This window comes from bacterium (assembly GCA_029210545.1).
In the GTDB taxonomy this organism is placed as follows: domain Bacteria; phylum BMS3Abin14; class BMS3Abin14; order BMS3Abin14; family BMS3Abin14; genus JARGFV01.
Genome location: JARGFV010000013.1, coordinates 1 through 18,799, shown reverse-complemented (window position 1 = coordinate 18,799; position 18,799 = coordinate 1). Strand labels below are relative to the sequence as shown.

Here is an 18,799-nt window from a genome sequence, read left to right as displayed (position 1 = left end):
AATCCGCAAACATTTAATTCGGGCGGGTCCCGGGTACAGGAGGAAGAGTTGATGCGGGGAAGTGCGCAGGGGCGAGGGGGCGAGGGCAACCTCCTATCGTCATTCAGGACATCGCCGCTTGCTTGTCACGGCGTAGTCATGCCATAGGCGTGACGAAGACGGAAGGCGGGATTATGGAATGGATATCCCGATTTACGCGTAGCTGTGAAGCCCGGAAAGAAGGAAATTGACCCCGAAATATGTGAACACCACGGCAGCGAAGCCGATGATAGACAGCAGGGCGGCCCGTTTTCCGGCCCAACCCCTCGTGAACCGGGCGTGAAGGTACGCGGCGTAAACGAACCACGTAATGAGGGACCAGGTTTCCTTGGGATCCCAGCTCCAGTAAGTCCCCCATGCGTAGTTGGCCCAGGCGGCCCCGGTGATGATCCCCAGGGACAGGAGGGGGAACCCGACGGCGACGGACTTGTAGTTCACCTCGTCAAGGAACTTCAGGTCCGGAAAGGTAGCCAGGAGGGAACCCTCCTTGAGGCCCTTCTTTTCCGCCTTGCTCTTCACAAGGTACAGGACGGACACGCCGAAGGAGACAGCGAAAGCCCCGTAGCTCACGAAAGAGGTGATGACGTGGTAAAGGAGCCAGTCACTCTGCAGGGCAGGCACCAGTGGGCGGATATCGTCCGGAAACAATAGGGCGTTGGCTGCGAGGAGAATGAAGGCTATGGGCGCCACAACCGCTCCGAGAGCTTTATTCTTGAACCGCCACTCGACCACCAGGTAAGCGGCCATGACGCAAAGAGCGAAGAAGCTCATCGATTCGTACATGTTGGACAGAGGCGCGTGCCCGATCCCCATGCGGTAGGACTCGACCCACCTGAGACCCTTGCCGATGGCATGGACAACCACGCCGGCCGAGGCGGTCAGGGTTGCCAGAGTCCCGACGGCGCGGTTCTTGAATGCCAGGTAGGCAACGTAAAAAAAGGTGGCGAAAAGGTAGGCGAAGGTCGCCATGTTATGAAGAACGGTGCTGTCCATGTTTAATCACCTCGTGATCGATTGAGAAAAAACGTTCAACGTTGATGACTTTTTGCCAAGCCATCAACGTTCAAGGTGCAAGGTTTTGCGGCACACACCTGAACCTATCCCCAGATGTTGGTCTTCCTCTGTGTCCTCTGTGTCCTCTGTGGTGAACGCTCTTGACCTGGATTCCGGGTCTGAACACTATCACCCCCACCTCGATCCTCCCCCCTCGGCAGGGGGAGGAAGAATAAGGAAGGGACTATTGATCGGCCCGGAATGACCCGTCTTCGTCTTTCAGACTACGCCGTGGCAGGCGGATCATGCTGGACTCCGCGTCCCCGTGTCTCAGCGTTGTTTCCCTCCCACGGCTTCCTTGAGCTCCGCGAGAGCGGTTTCGAACTCCCGTTCGAAGGTGGCCGGGTTACGGTTGGTCGTACCGGCCATGAGAACTGCCGATTTGTCCGAATCCAGGTCTACCCGGACCCAGATCCTCTGGTGGGCCACGAAAAAAGCGATGTAAAGGCCGATGATCATCACGAAGCAGGCCAGCCAGACCACCGGTACCCCCGGGTCCCAGGCCACCTGCAGGCCCGTGTACTCCCTGATGCTGGTACCCTTGATCCGGAAATAGACCGAACCGCCCCTGGACTTGTCCCGGTCGGGAGCGGCCTCTAGAAGATAGAAATCCCGATGGGTGTTGCCCAGGAACTGGGCGATCTTGACACCCGGCCTGCCTCCGGTGATGTTGGGGATGATCTCCTCCACCTGGTAGTTGGAAGGATCGCCCATTGCCTGGAAGCTCTGTCCGGCCACAACGGTGACGTCAGGGCCGGCTACTTTCCCGGAAGGATCGAGGAGCTGGAGTGTCACCGAGGAGTTGCGATCCACCCCGTAGCTCGACTGGTAGAAGTAGATGCCGTCGACGATGAGGGGGTGGTTGACCTCGATCCTCTTCTTCACGACCTCCTGGCCGTCCCGGATGACCGTCAGATCACTGAAATAGTCCTTGGGCTGCTGGGAGTCGGGATAATACTCAACCTGGAAATCATCGCACCGGACGAGGAAGGGAAGCTTGAGCGCGGTGTCCTTGCCCCTGAGGGGGACCCGGTCAACAGCTGTTCCTTCCACGATGGCCACAAAACCCTTGAAACCCACAATGCCGCCGTAGACGGCCCCGACCGCCAGGATCAGAAGGCTCAGGTGAACGATGTAGGCGCCGAGGCGCCCGTACCAGCCCTTATCGACGTAAAGGGTCACGGCGCCTTCACTACGGTTCTCCTTGACCTTGCCGTAGTGCTTCTCCACCACAGCCCGGGCCTGCCGCACCGCCTCTTCAGGGGCCACGCCGCGCCTGATCGAGCCGCGGTGCTTCATTCGCTTGAACAGGGCCTCGTCCAGGACCGTCGGGGTCTGGGTCATGAGCCTCCATGCCCGGGGGAACCGCTTGACGGAGCAGGTGGTGATGTTGACCATGAGGAGCAGCAGCAGGGTCAGGAACCACCAGGAGCGGTACATGTCGTCCAAGTCAAGGAACTGGAGGAATTTGTAAACACCCGGACCGTACTCCACGAGGTACTGTTCCGGCCTGCCCTTCTGGAGGACGACAGTACCGATGACGGACGTAAGAGCCAGGGAGACGAGGAGGAAGATGGCCAGGGTCACCGAGGCCATGGTATCGGTGACGACCGTGAAGATCGATCTGGCCTGCTTTTCCTCCGCGGCATTGTTTCCAGGGGGGGTGGAGGGAACTGCCTTGCCGTTTTCGTTGGTCACTTTATGGTCTCTCTATTGGGTTTGTTTGCCCGAAGGTAACATCAAACCGGGGGGGCGGCTTTGGCCGCCCCCCCGGATCGCTAACCGGATAAAGACCTGCCTGTACTGGCGCTTATTTCGCTCCGCCGTGGCACTCCTTGCACTTCGTCGGCCCCTTGGCCTGCTCCTTGTGGCAGCCTTTGCACTGGACGTGGAAGGGGTTATCCGCCTTGCCGCTGGCAGGATCGTTTGCAGCCGGGTCCTTGCCGTGACACTCGAAGCAGCTCTTGACCTCTTCCTTGGAAGCGGCCTTGTGGTGGCACTTCATGCAATCGATGGTCTCGGAGTGCTTGGCGTGGTCGAAGGTCACCGCACCCTTCTTCGCCAAGCTCTTGTCGATGGTCACCTGTGCGGGGGGGTCACCGGCGATAGCCATGGAAGCCGCGAAGGCTGTGGCTACGACGATAGCAATCAAAACGACGGCCAGTTTTCTGCTCATTGACTTACCTCCTTGAAATTGGATATAGCATGTCTGATATTTCACAACGCCTACGGTCCAAAGTGTATACCACAGGGGGAATTACGGTGTCAATTCCACATCCGCGGCCCAGATTAGATACCATTTCGGATGTTAATACGCTCGGGAGAATGTGAAGTTACCCGGCCTGTGGCATCATCACGGGTCTTCGGAACCGGGTTACAATGGATCTATATATCTATGTGTCCATGTATCTAAGTGCCTATTTTTCAACGCAAATACGTACATATTGTACACCTTTGCCTTGATACCTGCGTCTGTGTCCGGGTCAGAGAATCAATCCCCCTCTCCCTCTCTCACTGCCCGAATCCCGAGTTTCCCTGTTTATTTCGATAGAAGGTTCGGTTATATTGGCATCCGCCATCGTCGGTCACAAGATCACGCATTGTCAGGAAACAGGATCCGGGGGGGGGAACATGGCCTCAAAGAAGAAAACTGTAAACAGCACAGGCGATAATATTTCATCGAAAAATCCGGTAAACGGTTACTCCCGCGTTTTCCTTGCCTATCTTCTGATAACCGCGTTCGTATGCGGCTCTCTCATCATGGTGATCGAAGTAATGGGATCGAGGGTCATCGGACCTTTCTATGGGGTCAGCCTTTTCGTCTGGACCTCCCTGATCACCGTAACGCTGATCGCACTTGCACTCGGATATGCCATCGGTGGTTCTCTTTCAGTACAACGGAACCATCCAGACTGGCTTTACGGCGTCATTGCTGTTTCCGGCCTGATGTGCACATTCATTCCGATACTGAGAACACCGATCCTTCAGATGTTCCAACCCCTTGGGTTAAGGATGGGTTCCCTGGCCAGTTCAGCCTTTCTCTTCGGACCCACGCTCCTTTTACTGGGTTTCGTTTCGCCCTACCTCGTAAGGATTCTGGCCCACGAGATCACTAACGTCGGTCGAACAGCCGGTGTGCTTTATTCGATCTCAACAATGGGGAGCTTTATCGGGACCGTTTTGACCGGTTTTTATCTGATCGCCTTTTTCGGGGTGGATCGCATCTTCCAGGCTACCGGGGGGTTGTTGATCACACTATCCGTCCTTTACCTCATCCTTTTTCGAAAAAAAAGATGGGCGCTACTGTTTTTTATCCCTGTTTTCATGGTTCCCATGCCGGAACCGTTCGTCAGAAAACAACTTTCAAGCGGTGTCATTGTCAGTGAAGTGGCCAATGTGGACAGCTATTATGGAAACCTGAAAGTCGTGGATTATGACCTTGGCGGATTCAAGACCAGGGAGATGGTCATCGACGGGCTGGTGCAAGGTGGGATCGACAAGCAAAACGGGCAATCTGTCTACGGTTACTCCTATTTCTTACAATACCTGCCCACGGTGATACGACCGGATGGGAAGAGCTGCCTCGTGATCGGATTAGGGGCAGGAATCACACCAAAATATTATGAAAGGCTAGGTATAAAGACCGATGTCGTCGATATAGACCCTTCCGTGGTCAGGCTTGCCCGTGAATATTTTAATTTCAGTACAAACGGCAAGACCCACATCCAGGATGCACGGTATTTCCTGAACACGACAACAAGCAAATGGCATTACATTATCCTGGATGTGTTCAACGGCGATACAACGCCGGCGCACCTGGTTTCCAGGGAAGCTCTCGAAGTGGTCAAAAGAGCGATGAAGGAAGGAGGCATCCTTGCAACCAACCTGATCGGAAGCCTGGACAGGAAAACCTACATGACTGCATCGGTTGTAAAGACTTTTCAATCCGTATTTGAAAATGTGGATGTGATCCCCCTGTTTTCCCCTGAAACCGGCGCCGCATTCGGAAACATGATCATCGTGGCGTACGATGGCAGGCCTTGGAGTCCGGACTGGAACATGATCAGATCCTTTCCGGCCCATCCTCTGGCCAGGAAACAGCTGATGACACCCCTCATCTCGCCGCCGAGAATACCTGTCCACCCTGATGCGATAATCCTTACCGACAACTACAACCCCGTGGATTTCTATGACAGCTGGATCAGGGAGTCTGTCCGCCGCAACATACAGATGGATACCGATTGGGATCTTCTCACCGGCTCCTGACCGGGATCCCGGGTTGATTCCAAGCAAGAAGAACGCTGCCTGCCCGTCAGTTCTTCCTCTCCCCGCCCTGGACCACGGCCAGTGTATAGTTATCCGGATCCAGGTACCTGACCGCCGCGGCCTGCACCTGCTCCGCGGTTACCGACAGGATCCGGTTTTCGAAGGCGAGGGCCTTTTCGAGCTCCTGGCCGTAAAGAACAGGGAAAAACAGCTCGTCGGCCCGCGATTGCAGCGTCTGGAGCTCGATCATGTGGTTCCCGACGAGGTACCTCCCGGCCCGGTCGATCTCATCGTCCGATGCCGGTTCCTCCCTCAGCAGGAGGACCTGCCGCAGGAACCCCTCCACAGCCTCCGCCTCCCGATCGGGACTGACCCCGATCCCGAAGGCGATGAAACCCGGATCGATCCCGGGAGCCACGAAGGAAAAAACGCTGTAGGCGAGCCCTTCCTCGTCACGAAGCCGCGTAAACAGGCGCCCTCCCTGACCAGCGAGCACGGCATTGAGCACTTCCAGGGTATCAAGGTCGTTATCCTTGAGAGTGGGGCCAGGGTACCCGAGGATGACATGAGTCTGGGTCTTGTCTCTCCTGTCCACCCTGTCGGAGACCACCCCCGGGGAGCGGACTTCAACGGGAAGAGGACCCGGGTCGTGGGGTTCTCCGCTCATATTCCCGAAGTTATCCTCGACCAGCCGGTAGGCCTCCGCGACCGTGATATCGCCGGTCACCGAGATGACCATCCCCTCGGGCTGCACCACTGCCCGGTAGAGGGCACTGATATCCTGACCGGTAAGACCGGCAACCGTCTCCTCGGTGCCCATGACCGGGAAACGGTACGGATGTTCCCGGAAAAGGGTCCGGCGAAAAAGGTCCAGGGAAAAGGAGGTCATATCGTCTTTCCGGGCACGGATGCCGCTGATAATCCTTTCGCGGAACAGCTCGACCTCGTTCCGGGGGAATACTGCCCGGGTGAGGACTTCCCTGACGAGAGAAAACCCGACGCCCGCGTCCCTCGCGAGGAACTTCCCCGTGACGCCGAAGCTGTTTCTTCCTGAGAACCCGCCCAGGGTGGCGGACATCCCATCCAGCTTTCTGGCCATCTCCTGGGCCGTGTACCCCTCGGTACCCCTGGTCAGCAGGTGCGCCATCAGGTTGAATATCCCCTGGTTTTTTTCGGTCTCGTAGCGGCTTCCGCCAAGGACACCCGCCCGGACGGCGACGAGAGGCAGGCTGTGGTCCTCCCGGACCGTGAGGACGATCCCGTTGGGCAGGGTGCTCCTGTAGACAGGGACTCTTTCCGGGTCTGCCTGAACCTCGTCCGGCTTGAGGGTATCAGCCAGGAGACGGCGGATATCCTCCTCACCGGGCCTGGAACCCGCAACCTTCGTCATAAAACCCACCGCGGCCGTATCAGGTCTGAACACCCGGCGGGCCGCGGCGCGGATATCGCCCGGGTCGACGGACTGGAGGCGGGAATAGTACCTGTCGTTGAACCGGACATCGCCCAGGGTCAAGGCCTGGTAGCCGATCTCTCTCGCCAGCCCTTCCACCGTCTCCCTGGAAAAAAGCTTGTCGTTCACCACCTGGTCCCTGGCGCGGTCCAGTTCTTCCTCACTGACCATCTCTGTCTGAAGTTGTGCGAGCTCACTGATGATCCCCTCCAGGGCATCGCCGACACGGTCCTGGCCCGAGGCGGCGCCCAGGACGAAAATGCCCGGATCCCTGGGGGTATAGGCGTAGGCCCAGGCGCTGTGGACGATCCCTTCGTCCCTGAGCCGGACAGGAAAGCGGGAACTGCGCCCGGTGGACAGGATGGCCGCCAGAAGATCCAGGACAGGGGTCTCGGGATCGGTGAGGTTTCCGATGGGGAAGGTGACTGCCAGCCGCGCCGGCTCGGTGTCCATGGTGATCCCGAAGGTCCTGAGACCGTCCCGGGCTGGTTCAAGCACTTCCTTGCGGCGGCCCACTCCGGGAAGGTCCCGGCCGGGAAGAGCCTCTCCGAAATGGCGGTTTGCCAGCTCGAACACATGTTCGGCCCGGACTCCGCCCACGACCACCAGTTTCATATTGTCAGCCCCGTACCAGCCCTGGTGGAACCTGACCATATCTGAACGCGAGACGCTGCCCACCGATTCGGGAGTGCCGATAACGGTCCTGCCGTAGGGGTGGACCTTGTAGGCCGCTTTTAACATCTCTTCGGAAAAGACCCTGGAAGGGTTGTCTTTTCCCCTGTGGATTTCCTCGACGACGACCAGTTTTTCCCGCTTCAGCTCACCAGCATCGAAGGTGGGATTTTGCACAGCGTCGGCAAGCACGTCCATGGCCGTATCGAAATAATTCCTGGCGATGGTGATATGGTAAACGGTGTGGTCCATTGAGGTGTAGGCGTTGATCCCGCCTCCCGCAGCCTCAACGGTCCGGGCGATCTCGCCGACGCCCCGGCGCGTGGTGCCCTTGAACAGCATATGCTCGAAAAGGTGGGCGATCCCCTCCTTCCCCTCGGGTTCGTCACGGCTTCCAACACCGACCCAGACCTGGAGTTCCACCACCTTCTGGGTCGGCTCTTCCCGGACCAGCACTTCAAACCCGTTGGGGAGAGTGCGGGACAGGGTCTCCCCCCGGTCCACGAAGGCAAAGGAAGTAGAAAGTGGAAAGAGGAAAGTGTGAAGGAAAAGCAGAAAGCAAAGGCAAACCAGGGAATGTCTCCGGGATCTGGTAGTTTGTTTTTTCATGATCGGGAATAACTCCAGTTTTGAGGTTTGATTATCAAGGGCATGAGTAAAAATTTAACCACGAGAGGAGAAAAGGGGAAGGGGGAAGAGCAGGCGCGGGGACACGGAGACGCGGAGAATTTTCGGTTCTTCCGGTTAATGCGTAGCTGTGTGGTGTCACTGCAAGGCCCTTAAAAGCGATCACCACCTGGCGCACCAGAGATCACAGAGGAAAGCAACGATCCTTCCCCTCACCTGACCTTTCCCATTCGGGAAAGGGATTTCTCCAATGAACTAAAAAATGAGGTCAATTGGGCGCAAAAGATAATCTCACATGCAAAACCAGATTCTGTTTCACGGTCTTTCCCCGCGTCCCCGTGTCTCCGCGTCACCGTGTCTGGGGGCTTCCCGCGCACCTATACCAGGATGTGCCCGCGAACAGTTCCCCCAGTTCTGTCGCCTTCCCCGCCGAAAAGTCACCGATCCCGTTACCGCCCTCCCCCACATGCGCCGTCAGGATCCCGAGCTGACGGGCGGCCTGAACGTTGGCCGGGATATCGTCCACGAACAGGGTTTCACCGGGTTCGGCTCCCAGACGTCCGACAGCGGACGCAAAGGCCTGTTTGTCCGGTTTGCCGAGGTATCCAGTATCCGCCAGGTCGATGATGCCCTCGAAGTGGAAGCCGACACCCAGGGCGGCAAGGACCCTGGCCGCGTGAGCCGCGGACGCGTTGGTGAAAATGAATTTTGGAAGTTCGATGGCTCCGAGGAATCGGGACAACCCTTCGTCCGGGTCGAGCATCTCCTCAACGGGCACATCGTGGACGTACTCCATGTATTCACCCGGGTCCACCCCATGATGCCGCTTGAGCCCGCCCAGGGTCGTACCGTAACGGTCGATGTACTCCCGCCTCAGGGAACTCACCTCGCTCCCGGGACGGTCTGTCCATCGGGCGACGTAGCTGTCGATTCTCTCGTTTATCCGGTCGAAAACCCCTTTTTCTCTCGGATAGAGCGTGTTGTCGAGATCGAAAAGAATTCCTCTCACCCGGTTTAACCTGCCGAATGTGTCATTATTCATTTTTTTACCTCTGAACAGTATCGCTGCCAGATCTTTCGATCTCAAATCTCACATCTCACATCTCAAAAAGCTAATCCACCACAGGGTAACAGCCTTCGCCAAGGCTACGGCTGTCAGACACAGGGTTTCACAGGGTCAACCTTGACAGGGTCGCAAAAAGTCCAATCCGGGACTTTCGGTTCATCCGGTTAATGAATACCTGTGCGGCGTCACACCCAAACCCGGAAGAGCGTTCACCACCCGTTCGTCACAACAGACATGTGACTCACTGGAGGCACGGAGAGAGGCGGAGAAAACCTGAAAACAGAGTTACTCGCCGCACGGTTCCGCTGTCCTGAAGAGCTATCTCACACAAAGACGCTAAGAAAACATTTTGTCGATCAGTCCATTCCCCCTCACCAAAGCTGATCGGGGTCCTGGCATATCGGGATTAAAGTTCACTTTTATCCCGGCCCCCAGGACCCAACAGCTGATTTCCAGAAAATCCCTCTCCCAAAGGAGAGGACAGGTGAGGGGGGGCGCCTTCCTCCGATTTTCTCCGTGTCTCCGTGGTCGATGCTCTTAAGGACCTTTACGGCATACGCCTGAGCTTTCCGCTGACAGCTTGTTCATGATATTATAACCCCTATCCATCAGGCAACCGGACGAAGGGAGGGAACATGGGCGAGATGACCGAGATGATGTGGATGACCATGGAGGATATTCGCGGGATGCAGCACACGGGGGCTCCGGTCATCGTGCCCTTCGGGACCGTGGAGCAACATGGGTCGCATCTGCCCTTATCCACCGACACGCTGCAGGCTTACAGCATCGCGGTACGGGCCGCTTCATCAACGGGGGCCCTCGTAACTCCCCCGGTCCACTACGGCCAGTGCAGCAGCACCAGGAACCACCCCGGGACCATAACGATCTCGGGAGACACTTTGAGGTTTTTGGCAGCGGATATCATCCGCTCCCTGGCCGGACAAGGTTTTATCCACATCGTTCTTTTCTCCGGTCACGCCGGCCGCATCCACATGGCGGCCCTTCGGGAAGCCGCAGAATCGTGCATCCGGGAAGAGCCCGGGCTCAGACTGGCGGTGATCTGCGACCTGGATCTCGTAAAAGAGGTCTCGGCGGACCTGCTGGCCACCCCGGGGGACGGCCACGCGGGAGAGATCGAGACCTCGAGGATGATGCATCTTTATCCGGACCGGGTAAGGGAGCCTCCTCCCGAAGAGTACCCTGATTTTCCTCCCGGACACGTGGTACCCGATCCGGAGCGTTACTGGCCAGGGGGTGTGTGGGGGAACCCCCGCGCCGCGGATGGAGACAAGGGAAGGCTCATCGTGGAAAGGTCGGCGGAGGCTTTAGTTCGAATCGTGGAATCATTGAAATAGAGATTTCACGATTCGAACGTCAGACGCGGAGACACGGAGCAGGGGGGATACGGGGACACGGAGTTGAAAAGCTTTATTCCATTGCAAGTCCCCAGCCTGTGGGGGATGCAGCGACCTCGAATTGAAATACTGGCCTCAGGCCGGCTCGTCATTTCGGAAATGAACGCTTAAGCGACATTATCTGAAATCCAGTCTTTTTTGGGGATATGGCTTCATAAATAACGACAGCCGTCGTTGCGAGCCGTGAGCCTTCAAAAGCCCCGCATAGAATGAAGTACAGGGCTAATAAACCACAGCGCGGTCGCATTGCAGACCGCTTCACAGGATTTCACGGGAATAAAACCATTGTTTCCTCTTTGAGGTATTTACCCTGTGTCACCCAGTGGTACAGCCTGCGGGTGGCTGTACTGTGGTTAACCCGCTTTTACCGCTTTTCCACGGAACCTGTGATCATGGATTCCGGATCGCGGCGCTGCCGCGTCCGGAATGACGATCTTCCCCCGTGTCCCCGCGTTTCCGTGCTTGCCACGCCGAATTGTCACGTCGAAGCTCAAAGAGCGTAGACGGAAGCTTCAGCGAAGGCGGGTCACCGTGTCTGGTCTTCCCCCGTGTCCTGGCAACAGCCCCTACCACCAGGCCCTTGCCTCACATGCAATGATCTCGGCATCAGTCAAGAGATTGGACCTGGGTGTATACCGGGAACGCAGCTCCCAATCCCCTTCGGGTTTCGAGACTCCCAGGAAAAAGTTGGGACGAAAACATTCCAGGTATCCGGGCGGAGGTTTTCGGGCGTGAGCCATCATTTTCTCCCCATTCACAAGATCCAGGGGCGATCGGGCAACAACTCCATCGGTGAGCCCCAATTTGTCGATGATCGCCACTTCCGGGAAGGTCCATCCCACCGTTCCAATCGCCATCGTTGCCAGAACGTTACGGTCTTCCCAACTGGCTTTTTTTCCCTCGGCGCGGGTGGGGAACTGGCTCTCCATCCAGAGGAAAAACACCTTGTGTTCCTGGTGGCGCATGCAGACGTAATGACGGATCAACCATTCCTGCCAACTATCCCAGGCCCTCACAGCGGGTCTTATGGGGTATGGAAATTTATGGGCGATGGGGATGACCATCATTTGTGTGTCTTTCCGGGTGGTGAGATCCTTCGTTTCCCGCCAGTGGGTCCACGGAATGGGGTAAGACAGGATTACTATCAGCGATAAGAGCGCAAGCACCAACGTGGCCCTGTGACTCAATCTCGCCACAGTCCAGGCAGCAAGGATGAAACCGAGGGGAATAAGATGACTGTAAACGCGGTACTCAAAATGATCTCCCCCGATGGCAAAGGTGTAGTAGGAGAAGTGAGCGAGGAGAGTGCCCAATACCAGCCCTTTTTCATCCAGCAACAAATGTAGAGAAAGGGTAACTTTTCTCCCACTTCGGACCTCTTTTTTTATCCGATGGAGGGACAAGGCCAGCACCAGGCAAAGAAGGATCACCAGGAACCAGAAACCGTTTTCCAGGAGAAAACTTCCCAGATATCGAACTCCGCTCTCCGGCCAGAATGAGTCAGACTTTGCATAATAGGTATTGGGAAGCCATGTTCCGTAAGTGAACTGGCGCCAGACCATATGTAGCGGAACCGCTGCCAGAACCGGGATCGCCAGATGAATATGGACTCTTTTTTCAGCAGACAGATATAGCTTGACCAGGATGACGAAGGTCGCCAGCCAGGCCAGGTATCCATCGGGTCGAGCGAGAGCGGCCAGGGAGGCCGCCAGAGTGAACCGGAACACCCATCCGGAGGTTCTCTTCAGAGGGTCAGTTAACCCCTCATAGACCCACCAGATCAGGAGAAAATTGAAAAGGGCCGTTTCCAGTCCGGAGGAAAGCCAGGTCAGAAAAGTCCGGTTTGTGACAGTCCCGAGGAGGACCAGGGCAAGGAGGGGGGTCCTGGCCCCCTCGAGTTTACGGGGGAGGTTCATGCGGAGCATGAACAGCCAGACCAAACCCAAAGTACCAAGGCCAAAAAGGAGGGCGAGAATGTTCGATGACCTGGGCGGCTCGACACCGAAGAGATCCCAGACCACCTTCAAGATGGTCACCCACAGGAAGCTGGTGTACCCCTCTATCGGTTTAAAAGGTGGCGGATTCCAGGTTAGTCCCCAACCCGAACGAGCGTTCGAAACGTAACGAAAGGCGATGTGCGCATCGTCTGTTAAAAAGAAAAAAAGCTTCCAACCGACTACGGCAGCGGTAAGCGCAGCTACCAGGATAACAACAGATAAAACTGACATGTGCCGCTTTCGAAGCCATGGATGATCTACAACCAGAGACTTTAGAGAGGTCAGCCTGGAGTTGATCATCCCGGCACAACACGGGTCTTCATGCTACCGACCTCCTCACCTTGACTCTCGCTTCATGGCAGAGATCAAGATAGCCCCCGCCACCACCACGTTAAGGGAATCCACGCCCCGGGCCATCGGAACCCCGACGGCTTTGCCCCGTTCCCGCACCCAGTCGGACGTCCCGGCTCCCTCGTTGCCAAGTGCAAGGACCGATCTGTCCGGATACCGGACCTTTCGATAATCCTCCCCCCCCCTCTCGGCGAAAAAGAGGGAAAAACCGCGGGCCAGCAGGGAATCGATATCACCGGGGCTGACTCCCTCGAAAAGGGGCAGGTGAAACACTCCTCCGGCTGAAGCCCTGACCGCTTTCCGGCTGAAAGGGTCAGCCGTTCCGGGACCGAGCAGGACTCCCGCCAAGCCCAGGGCCCAGGCCGTGCGGATCAAGGTCCCCACGTTCCCGGGTTCCTGAACCGCGTCCAGGAAGAAAAGGTTCACAGGCTTCCCTTGTCCGGGCAGGTCATCGATCCCGGCCGAAGCGGGGATCCCGGCAACTCCAAGAAGGCCGGTGCCGGCACGCACATCGGACAGTTCCTCGAAACTCCCCCCATCCAGGACATAAAGGGGCAGATCGGCCATCACCCCGTGCTGCCCGGCCAGAGCCGCGCGATCTTTTCCAGATAATTTATCGGCTGTCACCAGGTACTTGAGCCGGTTCGAGCGGAAAGCCTCAGTCAGGGCTCTTTCACCCTCGACGAGACACAGCCCTCTTCTTTTTCTTACCTTCGCGGAGGTAAGGGAACGGAGAATCCGCAGTTTTTCACGACTGAGTTCAGGCAGCGGCACGGTCAAGGCCTCCTTGTGTATTATACTTTTCAAATATTCTGATTTAGCATTGACAGCACCTGCCTTGGAGGTTACTATCAACTTGGAGGTTAGTCGACAGGATTCAGCCTCCAGATCATATTTCCCAGGATAATAACACAACAAGTTCCCTGACAATGGAGCAGAACCATAATTTTAGGGATTGCCATAAAGGAGGAGGACCATGACCGATAGCAAGAATGTGGTTGAACTCAGTGACGCCAACTTCGAGGAAGAAGTCCTTAAATCAGACAAACCCGTCCTGGTCGATTTCTGGGCCGTTTGGTGCGCTCCGTGCCGCATGATCGCTCCCGTCATCGAGGAGATCGCCGACACCTTTGGCTCAAAAATCAAGGTGGGCAAGGTGAACGTTGACGACAACTCGAAAACCCCTAACCAGTACGGGATCCGCAGCATCCCCACCGTCCTGCTGTTCAAGGGCGGGGAGGTGGTCGAGCAGGTCATCGGAGCCAACGCCGCCGAGATCAAGAAGATCGTCGAGCAGAGCATCTGACCACCTTTCACCATGAATCGGCACGACATGGCAACTTACTCGATATACGAACTGAAATGCAGGGAGTGCAACCTGCTGTATGCCCAGATGATCCTGGACCGGGAGGAGCATCTGCCCATACCGTGCCCCTCCTGCGACGCAGATCTCGAAAAAACGCGGAAGTTGACGGGGACCGAGCTACTCGCCTGCGGCATAACAGCCGGCGGAGGGTGATGAGAGATCTGCCGGCGGTTCGCCGGTAAAAAAAATCAAACCCCGCATCAAAAAACGCGGGGTTTGTCAGTGATCTGGGCGGCCAATGGCCGCCCTTTTTCATGCGAAATGGTCCCGATCTGATCGATCACTCTCCAGGATGGATGCACTCGACGGGACAGACGGCGGCGCAGTCGCCGCAGTCGGTACAGGTCTCGGCATCGATCACGTAGATGTCACCTTCGCTGATAGCCTCAACGGGGCACTCATCGACACAGCTTCCACAGGCGGTACACTCATCAGTGATCACGTAAGCCAAGGCGTTCACCTCCTTCAGGGGTTCCAGACATAATAGGCGGAGTTTGTGCGGCTCTTCCAATATTAGAGACAGAGGTTCATTACCCGCCTGTCTGGTAAAAGTCAACCCATAAAATCGGAGGGCAAATGCCCTCCGATTTTGTGGCGTAACCTGAATTTATTAGCGGAAATGGAGTCTTTGGGAAATCCTGTCTATCTATATTTTTGCCTGATAAACGCGACAAAAATATAGCAGGCGTGGGGTTTCCAGACACGCCGCTAGCTGCACTTCGAGTATCCGCAGGAGTGGCAGGTGGCGCACCCTTCCGCAAACTCCAGAGTTCCGCTACAGTCGGGGCACAACCGTCCCATGGAGGCGATCATATTGTCCATGGCCGGGCCCGCTTTCCTGCCTGGGGCGGGGAACTCGACTACCTTGGGCGGCTGTTCGCCGCCCCGTTCCCGGCGGATCTCCACGTACTGCCTGAGTGCCTTGGCGATGGCGTCGGAGCAGGAAAGGACCATCTCCCCGTTCTGCCACAGTGGAGAGGGGCACCGGATACCCGAGAGCTGCTTTAAAATGGCATCGGCTTCAATCCCAGACCTCAGAGCCAGGGAGACCATGCGGCTCACCGATTCGGACTGGGATGCCGCGCACCCGCCAGCCTTGCCCATCTGTGTGAAAACCTCGCAAAGACCTTTCTCATCCTCGTTGATGGTGACATACAGGTTTCCGCAGCCTGTCTTCATCTTGATGGTCATCCCCTGGGTCAGGGAAGGCCTTGGGCGCGGGGTAGGCATGATCATACCGTGATCGCCGGCGGCAGCGGCAGCCTGACCCTTTCGTGTGCCGATAGACAGGACCTGTTCGTCCCGGCTGCCGTCGCGATAGACCGTGACTCCCTTGCACCCGAGCTCATAGGCGAGGAGGTAAACCTCCTCGATATCGTTCCTTGTCGCCTCGTGGGGGAAGTTAACGGTCTTGGACACGGCGTTGTCGGTAAATTTCTGGAAGGCGGCCTGCATGCGAATGTGCCACTCGGGGTTTATATCGTGAGATGTCACGAAGACCTTCTTTACCCAGTCCGGGATGCCCGGGATGTGCTGAAGGGAACCCTCCCGGGCGATCTGATCCATGAGCTCATCACTGTAGAACCCTTCCCGCCTCGCCACTTCCTTGAAGTAGGGATGGACCTCAACAAGGCGCTGGTTATCCAGGACGTTCCGCTGAAAAGCGATGGCAAAGAGCGGCTCGATCCCGCTGGTGGTGTTAGCGATGATGCTGATGGTCCCTGTGGGAGCGATGGTGGTCACGGTGGCGTTCCTGACCGGCGGCCGCCCGGGAACATCGAACACGCTGCCCTCGTGGGCGGGAAAAGGACCTCTCTCGGCTGCGAGCTGGCTGGACGACTCGACGCCCTTCTGGTGGACAAAGCCCATCACCTTCTCGGCGAGAGCGACTGCCTCTTCCGAGTTGTAGGGGATCCCCAGCCGGAAAAGGAGGTCGGCCCACCCCATGATACCGAGGCCGATCTTGCGGTTCTTCCTGGTCATCTCCTCGATCTGTTCGAGGGGGTACCGGTTCATCTCGATGACGTTATCCAGGAACCGGACCGAGTGGGTGACTACCTGGGCGAGTTTATCGTAATCGATGGATACGCGGCTGCCGTCGTACTTGAGGGTCCGTGAGAGGTTGATCGATCCGAGGTTGCACGACTCGTAGGGGAGAAGCGGTTGTTCGCCGCAGTTGTGAACGTAAAGTCCGTTGGCGTCGAAGGCGTTGACACCCGGCACCTGAACGTCGTAGACCTCTTCCACCCCTTCCGGTACAACCGAATCAACGGTTGCGAGGAACCTTTCCCTGTTCATCCGCCTCCTGAAGGAGCTAACGAGGGCTTTGAGCCGTGCCCTCTTGACATCATCGTTGAACCCGACCCGCTCCTCGAAAATGGCCACGTTCTCACGGGTAATGACGAGTTCATGCTGTGCTTTCGTCGGGTATTCGGCGGTCGAACCGCGTCCATCGGGAAAGAGCGTTTTTCCCGCAGGCCGCCTTTCACGATAAATGACGCTGACGATACCCAGGCGCATCAGCATGCGCTGCACCGCTTCGAGGAGGGGGAGGTCGCTCTGTGCGAGGCGGACGCTGACGCCCTTCTCAATGTTTCCCTGGACTGAACCGTCGGCGTCGAAAAGGCCGCCCAGGAACCCCCCGTAGAAGAGGGAGGAGCACTTCTCCAGTTCAGGGGTGATCATCTTACATCCAGGCTTTAAGCCCAGTTCCAGAGCGACGCTGCGGACGGAGGCCAGACTCATGCGATACACCTCCCGCCCGGAGATCTTCTGCCAACCCATGAAGTCCGCGCGATGAGGAAGGGTGGCGGCGGCCTCCAGGGCGGCGGCCATGACGCCGGCCGATCCGGCAGGCAGCAGGGTGTCACCGTTCACGACGCGCTCCGGACACCAGACGGAGATCACGGCCTTGTCCCGCTTCAGCGTGCCGTCGCCGACGAGAAGGCCGAGGAGATACCCCTCAGCTCGGCCGAACCTCCCGTTCCACCCCGAGCACCTTCGATGGTCGTGCAGGACGATGCGGTCGCCAGGTTCGAGGGACGAGGCGGGCGTCCACTCTCTGGCGATACTGTAACGCGAAACGGACACCGCCTGAAGGACGGGGTGGTCACCGGTGATGCGCAAGTGATGCCCTTCCTTCGTGGTCAGGCGGAAAACCTGTTTCCTTCCAGTGGCGAAAAAACCCCGGCCGGTGGTGGGGAAGGGCTGACCATTAACGATGACCTCAAAACCGCTACCCAGAAGGTTCCGCACCTGCCGCGGTCCATCGGTCGTCATGACGAACGAGTCTCCCGTGACGCACGGGTTGGTGCTCTCCATCTCCCCGAGGGCCGGCGTCGGGTTGTCCCGGTTGACCCTGTCCAGAAAGATGATGCCGGGCTCGCCGTTCTGGTGAGCCTTCTCGACGACGAGCTGGAAAACTTCCCTGGCCCTGAGGTGCATGGCCTCTTCCCCCGTCCGGGGGTTGATGAGGGGATACTCCTCGTCGTCGGCCACCGCCTTCATGAACTCCTCGGTGAGCCCCACGGAAATGTTGAAGTTGTTGAGCTGGTCGTTCTCTTCCTTGCAACGGATGAAGTTCAGGATATCCGGATGGTCGATGCGAAGGATCCCCATGTTGGCCCCGCGGCGGGTGCCCCCCTGCTTGATGACCTCGGTGGCCTGGTTGAAGACCTTCATGAAGGAGATGGGACCGGAGGAGACCCCTGATGTGGATCTGACCACGTCCCTGCCGGGGCGCAGCCGGCTGAAGGAAAAACCCGTACCGCCGCCGCTCTTGTGGATCATGGCCGTGTGCTTGACAGCATCGAAGATGCTCTCCATGGAATCGCCCACAGGGAGAACGAAACAGGCGGAAAGCTGCTGCAGTTCCCTGCCGGCGTTCATGAGGGTCGGCGAGTTGGGCATAAAAGACAGGGAGGACATGAGGTTGAAATACAGATCGGCGGTCCGGGCCACTTTCTCGTCGCTGCCCCCGAACTTTTTTTCGGCCTGGGCGATGTTCCCGGCCACCCTCCTGAAAAGGTCCTCTGGCTCCTCGAGAAGGTTCCCCTCCCCATCCCTTTTCAGGTAACGCTTGGCCAGAACGACTTTCGCGTTTTCCGACAGCTCCGCTGATGCCAGGCTGGAACCGAAGTTGAGGTTTTCCTGCCCCTCGACGGCACCCCGACCGGCACTTTCCGACTTGCTCACGGTCATTCTATCCTCCGAAAACTCGTTGATTTATAAACGGAATAGGAAGGGAAGGCTCCCATATCTTGTACTTCCAACGCAAGATAGCACAACATATTGTTGGGTACAAGAGGTATTTGGGGAACCGTTCACTGTTCAATGTTTACGGTTCAACTGGATGGATACAATCGCTTTGATACCCCTAACGCGATATTTCCCTGGGACGCTGGTTTCGGACTTTTAACTGTGACAGGGTCGCAAAAAGTCCAATCCGGGACTTTTCGCTCCACGGAAAGGGAAAAGCGTGGTTTTCCCTTTCCTTAC

The 18,799-nt window shown here is 57.3% G+C and carries 13 protein-coding genes; 4 read left to right on the top strand and 9 right to left on the bottom strand.

Features of this window, described 5'->3' with window-relative positions; all coding sequences use genetic code 11:
• Positions 1–192 precede the first annotated feature (192 nt).
• The 3 genes from ccsB to P1S46_02685 all read right to left on the bottom strand — a co-directional run bounded on the left by ccsB (position 193) and on the right by P1S46_02685 (position 3,268).
• Positions 193–1,032, bottom strand: a complete 840-nt coding sequence (gene ccsB, locus P1S46_02695; GenBank protein MDF1535394.1) for a c-type cytochrome biogenesis protein CcsB — start codon at positions 1,030–1,032, stop codon at positions 193–195.
• A gap of 330 nt (positions 1,033–1,362) precedes the next feature.
• Entirely contained in the window at positions 1,363–2,790 is a 1,428-nt protein-coding gene (locus tag P1S46_02690) for a cytochrome c biogenesis protein ResB (GenBank protein MDF1535393.1), read from the bottom strand.
• A 112-nt stretch (positions 2,791–2,902) separates the two neighbouring features.
• Positions 2,903–3,268, bottom strand: coding sequence for a cytochrome c3 family protein (locus P1S46_02685; protein MDF1535392.1), 366 nt, complete (start codon positions 3,266–3,268; stop codon positions 2,903–2,905).
• A 455-nt stretch (positions 3,269–3,723) separates the two neighbouring features.
• On the opposite strand from P1S46_02685, the gene P1S46_02680 reads away from it, so the two are divergent.
• On the top strand, positions 3,724–5,358 hold the full coding sequence (locus tag P1S46_02680; protein MDF1535391.1) for a fused MFS/spermidine synthase: 1,635 nt from the start codon (positions 3,724–3,726) through the stop codon (positions 5,356–5,358).
• 46 nt (positions 5,359–5,404) lie between these two features.
• Here the strand turns inward: P1S46_02680 and P1S46_02675 are convergent, their stop codons facing one another.
• Both P1S46_02675 and P1S46_02670 read right to left on the bottom strand, forming a co-directional pair.
• A complete protein-coding gene (locus P1S46_02675) occupies positions 5,405–8,089 on the bottom strand; it encodes a pitrilysin family protein (protein ID MDF1535390.1) in 2,685 nt (894 codons plus the stop codon).
• A 367-nt stretch (positions 8,090–8,456) separates the two neighbouring features.
• Positions 8,457–9,149, bottom strand: coding sequence for a pyrimidine 5'-nucleotidase (locus tag P1S46_02670; protein MDF1535389.1), 693 nt, complete (start codon positions 9,147–9,149; stop codon positions 8,457–8,459).
• A 659-nt stretch (positions 9,150–9,808) separates the two neighbouring features.
• Between P1S46_02670 and P1S46_02665 the strand changes: the two genes are divergently transcribed.
• Entirely contained in the window at positions 9,809–10,528 is a 720-nt protein-coding gene (locus P1S46_02665) for a creatininase family protein (protein ID MDF1535388.1), read from the top strand.
• Positions 10,529–11,154: 626 nt separating this feature from the next.
• Here P1S46_02665 and P1S46_02660 read toward each other — a convergent pair.
• Both P1S46_02660 and P1S46_02655 read right to left on the bottom strand, forming a co-directional pair.
• A complete protein-coding gene (locus tag P1S46_02660) occupies positions 11,155–12,615 on the bottom strand; it encodes a hypothetical protein (GenBank protein MDF1535387.1) in 1,461 nt (486 codons plus the stop codon).
• Positions 12,616–12,921: 306 nt separating this feature from the next.
• Positions 12,922–13,710, bottom strand: a complete 789-nt coding sequence (locus tag P1S46_02655) for an RNA methyltransferase (GenBank protein MDF1535386.1) — start codon at positions 13,708–13,710, stop codon at positions 12,922–12,924.
• A gap of 202 nt (positions 13,711–13,912) precedes the next feature.
• Here P1S46_02655 and trxA point away from each other — a divergent pair, with 202 nt between their 5' ends.
• Together trxA and P1S46_02645 are read left to right on the top strand one after the other, a co-directional pair.
• On the top strand, positions 13,913–14,242 hold the full coding sequence (gene trxA / locus P1S46_02650; protein ID MDF1535385.1) for a thioredoxin: 330 nt from the start codon (positions 13,913–13,915) through the stop codon (positions 14,240–14,242).
• A 27-nt stretch (positions 14,243–14,269) separates the two neighbouring features.
• A complete protein-coding gene (locus P1S46_02645; protein MDF1535384.1) occupies positions 14,270–14,455 on the top strand; it encodes a hypothetical protein in 186 nt (61 codons plus the stop codon).
• A 127-nt stretch (positions 14,456–14,582) separates the two neighbouring features.
• Here the strand turns inward: P1S46_02645 and P1S46_02640 are convergent, their stop codons facing one another.
• Positions 14,583–14,753: a 4Fe-4S binding protein gene (locus tag P1S46_02640; protein ID MDF1535383.1), complete on the bottom strand. Its 171-nt coding sequence runs from the start codon at positions 14,751–14,753 to the stop codon at positions 14,583–14,585.
• 257 nt (positions 14,754–15,010) lie between these two features.
• A complete protein-coding gene (locus P1S46_02635) occupies positions 15,011–18,502 on the bottom strand; it encodes a ribonucleotide reductase N-terminal alpha domain-containing protein (GenBank protein ID MDF1535382.1) in 3,492 nt (1,163 codons plus the stop codon).
• Between the last annotated feature and the right edge of the window lie 297 nt (positions 18,503–18,799).